General features: G+C 75.0%; 12 protein-coding genes. 2 read left to right on the plus strand and 10 right to left on the minus strand.

What is annotated here, in order from left to right:
- Positions 1-20 precede the first annotated feature (20 nt).
- Positions 21-1,268 (minus strand): CynX/NimT family MFS transporter, encoded by a 1,248-nt coding sequence (locus OO48_RS17565; protein ID WP_033217280.1) that lies wholly within the window; start codon positions 1,266-1,268, stop codon positions 21-23.
- A gap of 77 nt (positions 1,269-1,345) precedes the next feature.
- On the minus strand, positions 1,346-2,065 hold the full coding sequence (locus OO48_RS17570) for a FadR/GntR family transcriptional regulator (protein WP_051732249.1): 720 nt from the start codon (positions 2,063-2,065) through the stop codon (positions 1,346-1,348).
- A gap of 139 nt (positions 2,066-2,204) precedes the next feature.
- On the opposite strand from OO48_RS17570, the gene OO48_RS17575 reads away from it, so the two are divergent.
- Both OO48_RS17575 and OO48_RS17580 read left to right on the plus strand, forming a co-directional pair.
- On the plus strand, positions 2,205-2,708 hold the full coding sequence (locus OO48_RS17575; protein ID WP_033217282.1) for an FtsX-like permease family protein: 504 nt from the start codon (positions 2,205-2,207) through the stop codon (positions 2,706-2,708).
- 476 nt (positions 2,709-3,184) lie between these two features.
- The gene (locus OO48_RS17580) at positions 3,185-4,972 is read left to right on the plus strand and encodes an LCP family protein (protein ID WP_033217284.1); all 1,788 of its coding nucleotides are present in this window, start codon (positions 3,185-3,187) and stop codon (positions 4,970-4,972) included.
- An 89-nt stretch (positions 4,973-5,061) separates the two neighbouring features.
- On the opposite strand, the gene OO48_RS17585 is transcribed toward OO48_RS17580, so the two are convergent.
- From OO48_RS17585 to OO48_RS17620, 8 genes are all read right to left on the minus strand, one after another.
- Positions 5,062-5,877 (minus strand): HAD family hydrolase, encoded by an 816-nt coding sequence (locus OO48_RS17585; RefSeq protein ID WP_033217286.1) that lies wholly within the window; start codon positions 5,875-5,877, stop codon positions 5,062-5,064.
- 30 nt (positions 5,878-5,907) lie between these two features.
- Positions 5,908-7,185, minus strand: a complete 1,278-nt coding sequence (gene serS / locus OO48_RS17590; RefSeq protein ID WP_033217288.1) for a serine--tRNA ligase — start codon at positions 7,183-7,185, stop codon at positions 5,908-5,910.
- 712 nt (positions 7,186-7,897) lie between these two features.
- On the minus strand, positions 7,898-8,833 hold the full coding sequence (pheA, locus tag OO48_RS17595) for a prephenate dehydratase (protein WP_033217290.1): 936 nt from the start codon (positions 8,831-8,833) through the stop codon (positions 7,898-7,900).
- Positions 8,834-8,983: 150 nt separating this feature from the next.
- Positions 8,984-10,222 (minus strand): iron uptake transporter deferrochelatase/peroxidase subunit, encoded by a 1,239-nt coding sequence (efeB, locus tag OO48_RS17600; protein ID WP_209439498.1) that lies wholly within the window; start codon positions 10,220-10,222, stop codon positions 8,984-8,986.
- Complete coding sequence (locus OO48_RS17605) at positions 10,219-12,288, minus strand: copper resistance CopC/CopD family protein (RefSeq protein ID WP_245194691.1); 2,070 nt, start codon at positions 12,286-12,288, stop codon at positions 10,219-10,221. The genes efeB and OO48_RS17605 overlap by 4 nt, the downstream gene beginning before the upstream one ends.
- A 33-nt stretch (positions 12,289-12,321) precedes the next feature.
- The gene (locus tag OO48_RS17610) at positions 12,322-12,798 is read right to left on the minus strand and encodes a copper chaperone PCu(A)C (protein ID WP_033217294.1); all 477 of its coding nucleotides are present in this window, start codon (positions 12,796-12,798) and stop codon (positions 12,322-12,324) included.
- A complete protein-coding gene (locus OO48_RS17615) occupies positions 12,795-13,475 on the minus strand; it encodes an SCO family protein (protein WP_051732251.1) in 681 nt (226 codons plus the stop codon). The genes OO48_RS17610 and OO48_RS17615 overlap by 4 nt, the downstream gene beginning before the upstream one ends.
- A 91-nt stretch (positions 13,476-13,566) precedes the next feature.
- Positions 13,567-14,295, minus strand: a complete 729-nt coding sequence (locus tag OO48_RS17620) for a YcnI family copper-binding membrane protein (RefSeq protein ID WP_033217296.1) — start codon at positions 14,293-14,295, stop codon at positions 13,567-13,569.
- Positions 14,296-14,369 lie beyond the last annotated feature (74 nt).

The following is a 14,369-nucleotide window of genomic DNA, read 5'->3' on the forward strand; positions in this document are numbered from 1 at the left end:
CCCCGCCCTCCGTCCGTCCCTCACACCGTCCGGTCGCGCCCCGCGCCCCAGCCGGCCACCGCCGCGACCGCGGCCAGCACCAGCAGCACCAGCAGCGTCGCGTCCCAGCCGCCGGTCAGCTGGTGCAGCGCGCCCGCGCCGACCGGGCCGGCCGCCGCCACCAGGTAGCCGACCGCCTGGCTCATCCCGCCCAGCCGGGCCGCGCCCGCCACGCTGTCGGTGCGCAGCACGATGAACGCCAGGCCCAGGCCCAGCGAGCCGCCCTGCGCCAGGCCGAGCACCGCCGCCGAGAACCACGCCCCGGACACCGGCGCCAGCAGCAGCCACAGCACGCCCGCGCCGTTCAGCCCGGCCATCACCAGCGCCAGGCCGCGCTGCCGGGTCATCCGGCCCGCCAGCAGCGGCACCAGGAACGCGCCGACCACCTGCACCAGGTTGCTGAACGCGAACACCAGGCCCGCCTCGCCGCGCGGCATCCCGTGATCGGCCAGGACCGTCGGCATCCACGCCACCAGGGTGTACACCAGCAGCGAGGAGATGCCCATGAACACGCTGATCTGCCAGGCCAGCGCGGACTTCCACGGGCTGCTGACGACCGCCTTCGCGGGCACCGCCGGGGCGACCCGCAGCGGCACCGTGCGCTCCTGCCGGGCCTTCAGCACCTGCGGCAGCCAGGCCACCGCGGCGACCAGCGCCAGCACCGACCAGGCGCCCAGCGAGGCCCGCCAGCCGCCGCCCAGCGCGTGCTCCAGCGGCACCGACAGGGCGGCCGCCATGGTCGCGCCGACCAGCATGGTGGTCGAGTAGACGCCGGTCATCATGGCGGCCTTGTGCGGGAACTCCCGCTTCACCAGGCCGGGCATCGACACGTTCAGCACCGCGATCGCCACGCCGATCACCACGCAGCCCGCGTACAGCGCCGCCACCGAGGGCAGCACCCGCAGCAGCACGCCCGCGCCCAGCGCCAGCACCGCGCCCAGCACCACCCGCTCGGTGCCGAAGCGCCGGGTCAGCCGGGGCGTCAGCGGCGCGCCCACGCCCTGGAACAGCACCGGCACGGTGGTGATCAGACCGCTCGCGGTGGCGGACAGGCCGAAGGTCCGCTGGATCTCCACGACCATCGGCGAGACCGCCGCCAGGCAGGCCCGCATGTTCAGGGCGACCAGGACGATCCCGGCCAGCAGCAGGAGGGGATGGGCGAAGCGGGCGGCGGTCCGGGTACCGGCCTCCTGGTCGAGGGCGGGCTGGACGGCACGGGTGACGGACATGGCTGGGCTGACTCTCTGTGCTCTGGTGCTGTTCTACGTGGACGGCGGTCGCGGGGACGGCGGGAGCGGGCCCCGCGTCACTTCCGCGCGGCGATCGCGGCGAGCAGCTGCTCCACCGCCGCCGTCGGCTCCGCCAGCAGGGCCCGGCAGGCCGCCTCGGCGCGCTCCGGGTCCCGGCTCTCGATCGCGTCGACCAGCGCCGCGTGGGTGGCGATCGCCACCTCGGGCATGTCGTGGTCGCCGAACGCGGTGCGCATCGACTCCCGCACCGAGGCCCCGAAGTACCGGTACACCTCGGTCAGCGCCGGGTTGTGCGCGGCCTCCACCACGGCCGTGTGGAACTCCAGGTCGTGCTCGACGGTGGCTTCCCGGCCGGCCCGCTCGGGGTGCGCGGCCATCACCTCGGCCTCCCGCGCCAGCGCCGCCCGCATCCGGGCCAGGTCCTCCGGGGTGTGCCGCTCGGCGGCCAGCCGGGCCGCCTCGGTCTCCAGCGCGGCCCGCACCTCCAGCACGTCCCGCACCCCCGAACGCTGCACCCCGCGCAGCACCGCCGCCGGGTCACTGGTCGACCGGACGAACGTGCCCTCCCCCTGCCGCGACACCAGCATCCCCGCGTGCACCAGCACCCGGATCGCCTCCCGCACCGTGTTGCGCCCCACCTGCAGCCGCTCCGCGAGCTCGTGCTCGGTCGGGATCCGCGCCCCCACCGCCCAGACCCCGGACGCCAGTTGCTCCCGCAGCTGCTCGATCGCGACATCCACCAACGACCGCCGCCCCGCCGCCTGCAACCCCTCCACGCCCGGGCTCCTCTCCACGCTCACCTACCTGTCCGGTCATCCTACAACCCCTTGCCCGGTCATCCTACAACCGGCCACTCCGCGGAACCCGTCCCACCGCGGGCCGCCCGGCGCCGCAGCCCGGGCGAAGGGCTTCGAGGTGCTCACCGACGGCTACCGGGCCACCCTGCCCGCCGAGCCGGCGGCCGACCTGGAGGAGCGGCTCGGGAAGGTCCTCGAACCGCTGGGCGTCCCCACCTCCGAGATCCACGTCGAACGGGTCTACCAGCCGCCGCTGCCCGCCCGCTGGTCCGTGATGCTCACCATCGGCGCGGCCGTCGCCCTGCTCTCCGCGATGACCGCCGTGGCCGGCTCCGCCCAGGAGATCCGCCCCCGGATGCTGCTGCTGCGCGTCATCGGCTTCCCCGGCGGCGTCCAGCGCCGGGTGCTCGCCGTGCAGGCGGCCGTCATCGTCGGCCTGGCGATGCTCCTCGGCGTGGTCGGCGGCTGGCTGGTGGCCGGCAGCCAGCTCTGGCCGCAGCACATCCCGGTCACCCTGCCCTGGCCGACGGTCCTGGCCACCGCGTTCGGCGTCACCGCGCTCGCCTCGGCCGCGGCCGCCGCACTGCGCCCGCGCACCGACGCCCGGCTCAGAGAACGGTGAACGTCCGCTCGCAGCAATGGAGTTACGGCGGTCGAGGCACGCCGATCGGTCATCCTGGGCACCGCGGGGCCCGCACCGGGCCCCGCGGCGGACGGGGGAGGACCACGGGACGGGCAAGGGCCGTCGAAGGCCGCCGCACACCGACGACGGCGGGACGGACGGGAGCGGGACGGACGGGAGCGGGACGGACGGGCCGCCGGTGCCGGCGGCGCGGGGGCGCGGGGGGTGCGGGCCGAGGCGGCCAGGGCGGTCCTCGGCCCTTCCCAGTCCGGCGTTGCGCGATTCACACGGGGGTCCGGGAACCGGCGATCCGCGTACGGGCGTTCCACTGCACGGAGCGTGCCCCGGGCAGTGACTCGGAAATGATCCCTTTGTATGCTCCGCTCTCCGGCTCCTTCCGTCCGTCGGCCACGACGCGAACGGCGGGGAGCGGCGGCAGAGGCGCCCGACGGCAGCCTCCGGTGAAGGGTGCAGGTATGACAGGCCGTAGGGCGGGGGCGTCGGGCGAGGACGCCGGCTGGTGGGAGAACCTCCCCCCGCAGGACGACACCTACCGGCAGGACGCCCCGCAGCGCGACGACATACCCGGGCCGACCGTTCCGCGCCGCCGCTCCGGCGGTCACGACGCCGCTCCCGCCGGGGGACGCGCCGAGGCCCGCCGGGCCGCGCAGGGCCGGGGCGGCCGGCGTCCCGGGGCGGCGGACGCCGAGGCGCCGTCGGGGGGCGGCCGGGCCGAGGCCCGCCGGGCCGCGCAGGGGCGGCCGGCGCAGGGCCGCCGCAAGTCCCGCCGGACCAAGCGCATCGTGGTCTGGAGCCTGGTCGGCACCAGCGTCGCCGTGGTCGGCACCGGCGGTTTCCTCTACTGGCGGCTGAACGCCAACATCTCCTCCTGGGACAGCTCGGGCGTCAGCGAGAGCCGTCCGCCGGAGGCGCAGGCCGACGCCAACGGCAACAAGCCGATGAACATCCTGCTGATCGGCTCCGACTCGCGCGACGGCGCGAACAAGGACCTCGGCGGCGGGGAGGAGGGCGGCGCCCGCTCCGACACCACGATCCTGCTGCACGTCTACGCCGACCACAAGCACGCGGTGGGCGTCTCGTTCCCCCGCGACGCGCTGGTCGACATCCCCAAGTGCATCCTGCCGAACAAGACCTGGGCCAGCCCGCAGTCCAACGTCATGTTCAACAGCGCCTACTCGGTGGGCGACTTCAAGCAGGGCAACCCGGCCTGCACCCAGAACACCGTGGAGCAGCTCACCGGGGTGCGGGTCGACCACACCATGGTGGTCAACTTCGAGGGCTTCTCCGCGATGACCAAGGCGGTCGACGGCGTCCAGGTCTGCCTGCCCAACGACATCTACGAGGGCGACCTCAACCCCAACCTGAACCACAAGGGCAAGCTGATCTACTCCAAGGGCGTCCAGAAGGTCGAGGGCCAGTCCGCGCTGGACTACGTCCGGCTGCGGCACGGCATCGGCGACGGCTCGGACGTCGGCCGGATGAAGCGCCAGCAGGCGTTCCTGGCCGCGCTGATCAAGCAGGTCAAGTCGGAGGGCATGAGCCCGACCACGCTGTACCCGCTGGCCGACGCCGCCACCAAGTCGCTGACCGTGGACGAGGACCTGAACAGCATCCAGAAGCTCACCGACCTGGCGATGACGCTCAAGGGCATCGACCTGCACGACATTAAGTTCATCACCACGCCCTGGCACTACGAGGGCAAGCGGATCGGCCTCAACCACCCCGAGTCCGACCAGCTGTGGGCCGCCCTGCGGGCCGACCGCACCCTCGACAACCAGGACGCCGGCGCCGTCGGCGCCTCCCCGGCCCCGGAGCAGAGCGAGAGCGCCGCGCCCGCCGGGTCGGCCGCCCCGCCGGCCGACGGCACCGGGGTGAAGGTCGCCGTCTACAACGGCACCACCACGAGCGGGCTCGGCACCAAGGCCGCCGCGACGCTGAAGGGCGCCAACTACACCGTCACCTCGACGGGCAACGCGGCCAGCCGGAACTACACCACCACGGTGGTCCAGTACGGTTCGGCCGCCCAGAAGGCGCACGCTGAGTCCGTCGCCGCGCTGTTCCCCGGCGCGAAGGTCGAGGCGGGCGGCGGCGCGGGCGTCACGCTGATCCTCGGCAAGGACTACGCGGCGGGCGGCGGCGGCGCGGCTCCCGCCACCACCGACCCGGGCCCGGTCTCCTCCGACGTGGCCAAGGAGGCCCGCTCCGCGGACCAGGACGCCTGTTCCGACCTCAGCTTCGGCTGACAACCGGCCCGGGCCCGGCCGGACCACCCGCCCGTCCACCCGGACCGGCGGGCGGTCCGGGCAGCCCGGCGGTCCGGCGGTCCGGCGGTTCAGCGCAGTCCGAACACCCGGTCCAGCACGACGGCGACGCCGTCCTCGTCGTTGCCGACCGTCACCTCGTCGGCCACCGCCCGCAGCTGCTCGTGCGCGTTGCCCATCGCGACGCCGTACCCGGCCCAGTGGAACATCGGCACGTCGTTGGGCATGTCGCCGAAGGCGATGGTCTCGGCGGCGGTGACGCCCAGCCGGCGGGCGGCCAGCGACAGGCCGGTGGCCTTGGTCAGGCCGAGCGGCAGGAGTTCGACGATGCCCTCGCCGGCCATCGTGATGCCGACCAGCTGGCCGGCCACCGACCAGGCGGCGTGGGCGAGTTGGTCGTCCGTCAGGTCGGGGTGCTGGATGTACAGCTTGCTGACGGGGGTGGCGAGCAGCTCGTCGGGGGAGACCGACCGCAGCGGCAGCTCGGCGCCGATCCGCAGCCGGTAGCCGGGCCCGGCGAGCACCTCGCCGTCCAGGCCGTCCTGGTTGGCGGCGACGGCCAGCGGGCCGACCTCGGCCTCGATCTTGGCGAGGGCGACGGCGGCCAGCTGCCGGTCCAGGGTGACGGAGGTGAGCAGCTTGTGCGCGCCCGCGTCGTAGACCTGGGCGCCCTGCCCGCAGACCGCTATCCCGGTGTACCCGATCTCGTCGAGCACCGGCCTGGTCCAGCCGGCCGAGCGGCCGGTGACGATGATGTGCTTCGCCCCGAGCGCGGTGACCGCGCCCAGGGCCTCGCGGGTGCGGGCGGAGACGATCTCGGCGCTGGTGAGCAGCGTCCCGTCGAGGTCGGTGGCGACCAGCCGGTAGGGCAGGGGGGCGGTGCTCATGGCGCGGAGTGCTCCTGGACGAAGGGGGGGTTACTTGGCGACGGGCTCCAGCACGGCCTTCCCGCCGAGGAAGGGCCGCAGCGCCTCGGGCAGGACCACCGAGCCGTCGGCCCGCTGGTGGTTCTCCAGCAGCGCGACGATCACCCGGGGGACGGCGACCAGGGTGCCGTTGAGGGTGGCCAGCGGGCGGACGCCCTCGGCGTCGCGCATCCGGATGGAGAGCCGGCGGGCCTGGTACTCGGTGGTGTTGGAGGTGGAGGTGACCTCGCGGTACTTGCCCTGGGTCGGCACCCACGCCTCGATGTCGAACTTGCGGGCGGCCGAGGCGCCGAGGTCGCCGGAGGCGACGTCGATCACCCGGTAGGGCAGCTCCAGCGCGTTCAGGAAGTCCTTCTCCCACTGGAGCAGGCGGCGGTGCTCGGCCTCGGCGTCCTCGGGGGCGGTGAAGACGAACATCTCCACCTTCTCGAACTGGTGCACCCGGATGATGCCGCGGGTGTCCTTGCCGTAGGTGCCGGCCTCGCGGCGGAAGCAGGAGGAGAAGCCGGCGTACCGCAGCGGGAGCCGCTCGGCGTCCAGGATCTCGTCCATGTGGTAGGCGGCGAGCGGGACTTCGCTGGTGCCGACCAGGTAGCGGTCGTCGTCCGCGAGGTAGTACACGTTCTCGGCGGCCTGGCCGAGGAAGCCGGTGCCGTCCATCGCGGCGGGGCGCACCAGCGCCGGGGTGATCATCGGGGTGAAGCCGGCCGCGGAGGCCTGCGCCATCGCCATGTTGACCAGGGCCAGCTCCAGCAGCGCGCCGGGGCCGGTCAGGTAGTAGGAGCGGGCGCCGGCCACCTTGGCGCCGCGCTCGGTGTCGATCGCGCCGAGCAGCTGGCCCAGTTCGACGTGGTCGCGGGGCTCGAAGCCCTCGGCGGCGAAGTCGCGCGGGGTGCCGATCTCCTCCAGCGTGACGAAGTCCTCCTCGCCGCCGACCGGGGCGGCCGGGTCGATCAGGTTGGCCAGCGAGCGCTGCAGCCGCTCGGCCTCCTCCTTCGCCTCGCCCTGCGCGGCGTCGGCGGCCTTCACCTCGGCGGCCAGCTCCTTGGTGCGGGCCAGCAGGGCGGTCTTCTCCTCGCCCTTGGCGGCGGCCACCTGCTTGCCGAGCTGCTTCTGCTCGGCGCGCAGTTCGTCGAAGCGGGTGCCGGCCGCGCGGCGGCGTTCGTCGGCGGAGAGCAGGGCGTCGACCAGGTCGACGTCCTCACCACGGGAGCGCTGCGAGGTGCGCACTCGCTCGGGGTCGTCACGGAGCAGGCGGAGGTCGATCACGCGCTCCAGCCTACCGGTGGGCGGGGGCGGCTCCGGGACGCCGGTCGGCCGGGCGGCGGGTCGGTCCCTTTTGGGGTCGGCTGTCCGGGAATGTGGCATCCTGTGCCGCGCGGCCCGGGGAAGGTGCGGTGGAGAGCCGTTCCGGGGCTGGGGATAACTCGGCCCTTCCTGTGGATAACCCCGGTGGACGGGCTTCCGGGGGGCGGGTTATCCACAGGTTCGCGCCGGGGTCTGTGGACGGGGGGAGGCTAAAGGTCCGCAGGCGTCCGATCCGGGAATTCCAGGTTTCAAACCTCGATTCGGCCCCTCGGGTGAGGGAATTCGCTCGCTCGCCCAGGTGATTTGTCAGCGCGAGGGCGACTCTGGTCCGATAAGTCCATTCCGAGCCCCTAGCAGATGATCTGACCGGAGCTGTCGGTTTCTTTGCCGTTTTGTCGACTCCGACCGGGGCCTGTGGATAACTGCCCGTCAACTGGGGACGACCGGGCCTGTGGACACCGCCCGCCCGCCTGTGGATGAACCGCCCCGCCCGCCGCCGCACCCGGCCCGGCCGACCGCGCCGCAGGTGAACGGGGCTGCGCCGGGCAGGTGACGTCCGGGCGTGTCGGAAATGAACGCGGCGGGACCGCGCGCGGCCCCGCCCCGACCCGGACGCGTCCCCCGCCGGAGGGGCCCCGCGGGGCCCCGGAACGGCCCCGGCGGGAACGGCCGGCTACAGCTCCCCGCGCCCGTCCAGGCAGCGCGAGAGCCAGTCCGAGGCGTTCGCGAAGTCCAGGTCGGAGGTGCCGTTGCGGAGCGGGGAGGCGGTGCCCTTGTCGGCCCGCGGGTAGGAGCCGAGGAAGCGCACCTGCGGGCAGATCCGCTTCAGGCCCATCAGCGCCTCGCTGACCCGCCGCTCGCTGAGGTGCCCCTCGCAGTCGATCAGGAAGCAGTAGTTGCCCATGCCCTCGCCGGTCGGCCGGGACTCGATCCGCATCAGGTTGATCCCGCGCACCGCGAACTCCTGCAGCAGCTCCAGCAGCGCGCCCGGGTGGTCCTCCGGCAGCCACACCACCATCGAGGTCTTGTCCCAGCCGGTCGCCGAGGACACCCGCCCCGGCCGGCCCGCCAGCACGAACCGGGTGGTCGGCGACGCCACGTCGTGGATCTCGTCCGACAGCACCTCCAGGCCGTACAGCTCGGCGGCGAACGCCCCCGCGACCGCCGCGTCGTAGCGGCCCTCCTGGACCAGCCGGGCCGCCTCCGCGTTGGAGGCCGCCGACTCCCACTGCGCGTCGGGCAGGTGCGCGGCCAGCCAGTGCCGCACCTGCGGCTGCGCCACCGGGTGTCCGCTGACCGTCTTCACGTCGCCCAGGGCGGTGCCGGGGCGGACCATCACCGCGAACGAGATCGGCAGCAGCACCTCGCGGTAGATCATCAGCGGGCTGCCGTTGATCAGTTCGTCGCTGGTGGTGGTGACCGCGCCGTCCACCGAGTTCTCGATCGCCACCATCGCGCCCGCGGCCTCGCCGGCCCGCACCGCGTCCAGCGCCGCCGAGACCGAGGCCACCGGCGTCAGCTCCCGGGTCGCCGCCTCCGGCAGGGTGCGCAGCGCCGCCTCGGTGAAGGTGCCCGCAGGCCCGAGATAGGTGTAACGGGTCGCCGACATGACCGCCTCCGAACTCACTGCGCCTACGCGTGGGCGCCACTGGCCCACCCCGTCACCATAGCCACTTTCCCCGCCCCACCCGGCCCCGTTCCGCTCCTCGGGCAGCAGACCGGGGCGGCCGGCCGGCCGTGCGGGCGCCCGGCCCCCTCCCTAACCCTCCAGCAGCTGCTGTCCCACGTACCCGCCCTCGGGGGCGCCCGGCACCACCGCGAACAGCGCGGACGCCTCGTGCCGCAGGTACCGGGAGAGGCCGTCGCCGCGCGACAGCCGCTGCTGCACCGGCACGAAGCCGCGGGCCGGGTCGGCCTGGTACGCGGCGAACAGCAGGCCCGCGTCGGGGGAGCCGTCGGGCAGCAGGCCGTCGTGGAAGGAGAAGCCGCGCCGCAGCATCGCCGCCCCGCCGTTGGAGGCCGGCGCGGCCAGGCGGACGTGCGCGTCGGGGGCGATCGCCAGGGTGCCGTCCTCGTGGGTGGCGGCCAGGTCGACGGGGGTGCGCTCGACCGCGTCCGGCCCGCCGGACAGCGGGGCGCCGTCGCTCTTGCGGCGGCCGACGATCCGTTCCTGCCGGTCCGGCGGCAGGGTGTCCCAGCCCTCCAGCAGCATCCGGATCCGGCGCAGCACGACGTAGCTGCCGCCGTTCATCCAGTCCGGGCCGGTGGCGAACACGGTGGCGGCGAAGCCCTCGTCCTGCGGGCGCGGGTTGTTGGTGCCGTCGACCTGGCCCATCAGGTTGCGGCCGGTCATCGGGTGCGGCGTCGCGCCGGGGGTCCGGGCGAAGCCGGACATCAGCCAGCGCGGCGCGGCCAGCCCGGTGGCCAGCCGCATCAGCACCCGCAGCGCGTGCACCGCGACCAGGGTGTCGTCCGCGCCGACCTGCACCCACAGGTCGCCGTCGGAGCGGGCCGGGTCGAGGGCGTCGCCGGGGAAGGCGGGCAGCGCGGCCAGCGCCGCGGGGCGGCGGTCGGCCAGACCGGCCCTGTCGAACAGGGTGGCGCCGAAGCCGAAGGTGACGGTCAGCGAGCTGGGCCCGGCGTCCAGCGCGATCTGGTTCTCGCCCTCGGCGGCGGGTTCGCCCGCGGCCATCCGGGCGGCCGCCGCCGACCAGCCGCGCAGCAGCGCGACCAGCCCGTCCCGCCGGGTGCTGGCCAGCAGGTCGAAGGCCGCCCACTCGACCCGGGCCTGGGCGGGCTCGACGATCCCGCCCTGCCGGGCCCCGTGGAACGGCACCCGGGCACCGCCCAGCGTCGTCCCGGCGGCCGGGGCGTGCGCGGAGGCCCGCCCGCCCCACACCCCGCCGGCCGCCCCCACCGCGAGCCCGGCCCCGGCCCCGCCGAGCACCGCCCGCCGGGACAGCCCCGGCGCGGCCCGCCCCCGCCCGTCGGCGCTCACTGGCCGACCTTCAACTGCGCGGTGGCGGTGGCCTGGTCGATGTCGGAGGAGCGGACGGTCACCGAGACCACCCACACGCCGTTCAGCGGCAGCTGCGCGGTGCCGGTCCAGCTGCCGGTGCCCTGCGGCTGCAGGGTGACCGGGAGCGGGCCGAGGTCGCGGTCGGGGAGGGTGAAGGCCAGCTCCAGCTCCGGCACCTCGGTGGGCTGCCCGGCGGAGTCGGTGAGCTTCAGGGTGACGGCGTTGGGGCCGGTGGCGACCGGGTTCACGGTGACCGTCGCGCTGCCCTTGGCGTTGGCGGTGCGGCCGCCGGTGTCGTACGGGAGCCTCAGCTCCTCGGTCCTCCCCGGCACCGCCGAGGCCCCGGCGCTCGCGCCCGCGCCCGCGCCGGCCGTCGCGGGCGCGTCGGCGACGGCCCGGGCGACGCGTCCGGGCGGGGAGTTGGTGAGCATGGTGGTGACCACCAGCACCAGCACCGCCACCGCGGTCTCCACCACCACGCTGCGCCGCAGCCCGGCCCGGGCGGGGGAGCCGGCGGCGGCCCGCTCGCCCCGGGCGCGGTCGCGCAGCGCCCGCTGCCGGGCCAGCTGGGCGGCCCGCTCCGGGTCACCGCCCCCGGCCGGGGCGTCCGCCGCCGTCGCGTCCGCCGCCGCCGTGGCACCCACCGCCGCGACGCCCGCGGTGGCCCCGGCGGTCTCGGTGTCCGCGGTGGCCCCGGCGGCCGCCGCCGTCGTCTCGTCGGCGCCGCGCAGCCGGGCCGTCCAGGCGCGGGAGATCCAGGCGACGCCGAGCATCGCCGCCACGCAGCCGACCTTGATCAGCAGCAGCCGCCCGTACTCGGTGTCGACCAGCGCGCCCCAGGAACCGAGGCCGCGCCAGGACTGGTAGACGCCGGTCACCACGAGCACCGCGACCAGCCGGAACGCCAGCTTGGAGAAGCGGTCGACGGCGGCGGCGGGCAGGCCGTGGCGCAGGCCGACGGCGAGGGCGGCCAGGCCGCCGAGCCAACCGGCCATCGCGAGCAGGTGCAGGGCGGCCAGCGGCAGCGCCAGCGCGACCTGGATGCCGACCGAGGAGTGGTCGGCGCCGACCCAGGTCGCGGACAGCGCGAGCGCCAGGGCGAGCCCGGCCAGGCCCAGGCCGAGCCGGGTGTCGCGCTGCGGGCGCTCGGCGGCGGCCCGCTCCAGCCGGCGCAGCTCCGCCTCCTCCTCGTCCTCGGGGTCCTCGGGCTCTTCGGGTTCCGCCTCGGGCCCGGCTGGGACGGCCTTGGGCTGCTGCATCCCCAACTGGCCGACCAGCAGCGACAGGAAGACGCCGGCGGCGGCGAGCAGCAGCAGCCGGGCGGCCAGCGCGGTGCCGATCCGCTCGTCCAGGGTGGCGCGCACCAGCGACAGGTCGAAGGACTGCCCGAGGCCGGTGCCGCGCTCGTACGGGCCGCGCAGCATCAGCACCGCGACGGTGGACAGCAGCAGCGCGACCCAGCCGGTCATCAGCAGCCGCTGCACGCCGCGCACGGACGCGCCGCGCGGCCACACCACGACCACGAACGCGGCGGCGCCGGCCAGCAGCGCGAACGCGAGGTAGGCGACGGTGCGGGCGGTGCCGTAGGCGAAGGCGACCGCGCCCCCGGCCTCGGCGTCCTGCACGGCGGCGGCGTCGACCGAGGTGTCGGAGGGGGCGCCGACGGAGAAGGTGAAGGCGCCGCCGACGGGGTGGGAGTCCTCCGAGACGGCCCGCCAGGCCACCGTGTAGGTGCCGTTGGCGAGGTTCGCCCGCAGCGCCACCCGGGCGGTGGCGGCCCTGCCGTCGACGTGCTCGGGCTTGCCGTCGTCGACCGCGTTGCCCTGCGGGTCGAGCACCCGCACCGAGTCCGCGGCCAGCGACACGCCCTCGCTGAAGGTCAGCGTGACCGCGGCGGGCGCGGTCGCCACCACCGAGCCCCGCGCCGGGTCGGTGCCCTCCAGGGTGGCGTGCGCGGACGCCGCCGTCGCCCCGCCGAGCACCAGCCCGAGCGCCGCCACCAGCACCGCCAGCAGCGCGCCCAGCCGCCGCCTCGCCCCTGTCACCACGTGCGTGCCTCTCCTCGTCGCCATCGCCGATCAGCTACCCGGACGGTACGTCAGCGGCTTCACCGGGACCTTGACCACGACCGTGCCCGCCTTGGCGAACCGCAGGTCCAGCTCCAGCTCGTCGCCCAGCACCGGCTGCCTCGCCCAGTCCATGATCATCAGGTGCGCGCCGCCGCGGGACAGGTCGAGCGTGCCGCCGGCCGGCACGTCCATCGCGCCGACCGGCTCCATCGAGGTGTCGGTCGAGCGGTGCATGGTCACCGACCCGGCGGCCGGGCTGCTCACGCTGACCAGGGTGTCCGCGCCGCCGGAGTTGCGGACCGTCAGGTAGCCCGCGCCCATCCCGCCGGGCGTGGCGGGCAGCGGTATGTACGGGTCGGCGACGGTCAGCCTCGGCGCGCCGTCCGGGCTCCCGTCGGACCGGGCCACCGCGACCGCGCCCACCGCCAGGGCGGCCGCCAGGCCCGCCCCGAGCAGCGCGGAGCGCCGGAACGACCGGCTGTTCACACCGCCACCCCGTTCGCCATCAGCTCCAGGTCGTGCCGGTAGACGTCGACCGAGGTGCCCGCCATGTACAGCAGGTGCGCCTTGTCGTCGCCCGGCAGGAACGCCAGCACCTGCGCGCCGTGGGTGGAGGTGACCGCGCCCTTGGCGTCCACCACCGGGTCCTCGACCAGGATGCCCAGCGGCTTGGCCGCGGCCTTCACCTTCGCCAGGTCACCGGTCATCCCGATGAAGTCCTTGCCCATCGAGTCCAGCCAGGTCCGCAGCACCTGCGGGGTGTCCCGCTCCGGGTCGGTGGAGACGAACACGACCGCCAGCTTCTCCCGCTGCTCGGCGGTCAGCTTCGACATCGCGACGCCGATGTCGCCCATCGTGGTCGGGCACACGTCCGGGCAGCTGGTGTAGCCGAAGAACAGCAGCACCGTCTTGCCCGCGGTCTTCGCCCGCAGGTCGTACGGCTGCCCGGAGGTGTCGTTCAGCACCAGGTCCGGCTTCTCGAAGTTCTTGCTCAGCACCGTGCCCTGGTACTGGCTGGTCGACGCCTTCTTGCTGACCTTCGCGGCCCCGGTGCTCTCCCCGCCGTCGCCGGACGAGGAGCAGGCGGACAGCGCGAGCGAGGCGCCGAGGACGAGGGCGGCGGCGGTCAGCAGCCGGGGGCGGGGGCGGTGGAGGGAGGCCAAGGGACTTTCCTGTTCGTGCGGTGAGTGCGCGGGAGCGCGTACGGGGGAGGGAACGCCGGGACGGGGCGCGCGGCCCCGTCCCGGCGACGGGTCAGGACCGGCCGGGACGGCGGCGCAGTCCGGCCACGCCGAGCGCGGCGCCGACCACGCCGACCACGATGCCGACCACGCCGAGCGTGCGGGCCGTCGAGTCGGAGCCCTTCGGGGCGGCCGCGGCGGTCTCCTGCTTGCCGGTGGAGTCCGTCGAGTGCTGGCCGGCGGCGGCGGACGCGGCGGCGGCCTTGGTCAGCTTCAGCGTCGGGGCGGGCTTGGACGGCTCGGGCTGCCCGTCCTTGGCCTCCTCGATCCAGCGGACCACGTCGCCGTTGTCGTACGTCTGCAGCGCCTTGAAGGTCAGCTTGTCGGTGTCGGTCGGCAGCGCGCCGAGCGAGACCGAGAAGTCCTGGTACTGCCCGGGAGCGATCTTGGTGCCGTCGCCCGCGGTCCAGGTGATCTTCGTGACGGCCTCGGTGATCTGCTGGCCGTGCGAGTCCAGCGGCTTGTCGAGCTTCGACTTCTCCATCACGGCCGTCCAGCCCGGCACCGGCTGGGTGCGGACCGAGGCCATCGGGTGGTCCAGCGGCAGGTTGACCTCGACCTTCATGGTGGAGGCGGTGTCGCTCTCGTTCGGCACCCGGAACGCCACGGCGGTGTACCCGCCCTGCTGGGCGTTGCCCGACTGGACGGTCACGTGCGCGGCGGCGGGGACGGCGGACGCCAGCAGGGCGCCGGCGGCCAGCGCGAGCGCGCCGAGGGAGCGACGGGCGGAAAGCGAACGCATCAGGGGACTCCTGGGGAAGGGGCCGCGCGGCGGTGCGCGTCGGCACGGGGAGGTGCGGGGACCCGTCCGGCCCG

The organism is Kitasatospora phosalacinea, from assembly GCF_000716545.1.
Taxonomy (GTDB): Bacteria; Actinomycetota; Actinomycetes; order Streptomycetales; family Streptomycetaceae; genus Kitasatospora; species Kitasatospora phosalacinea.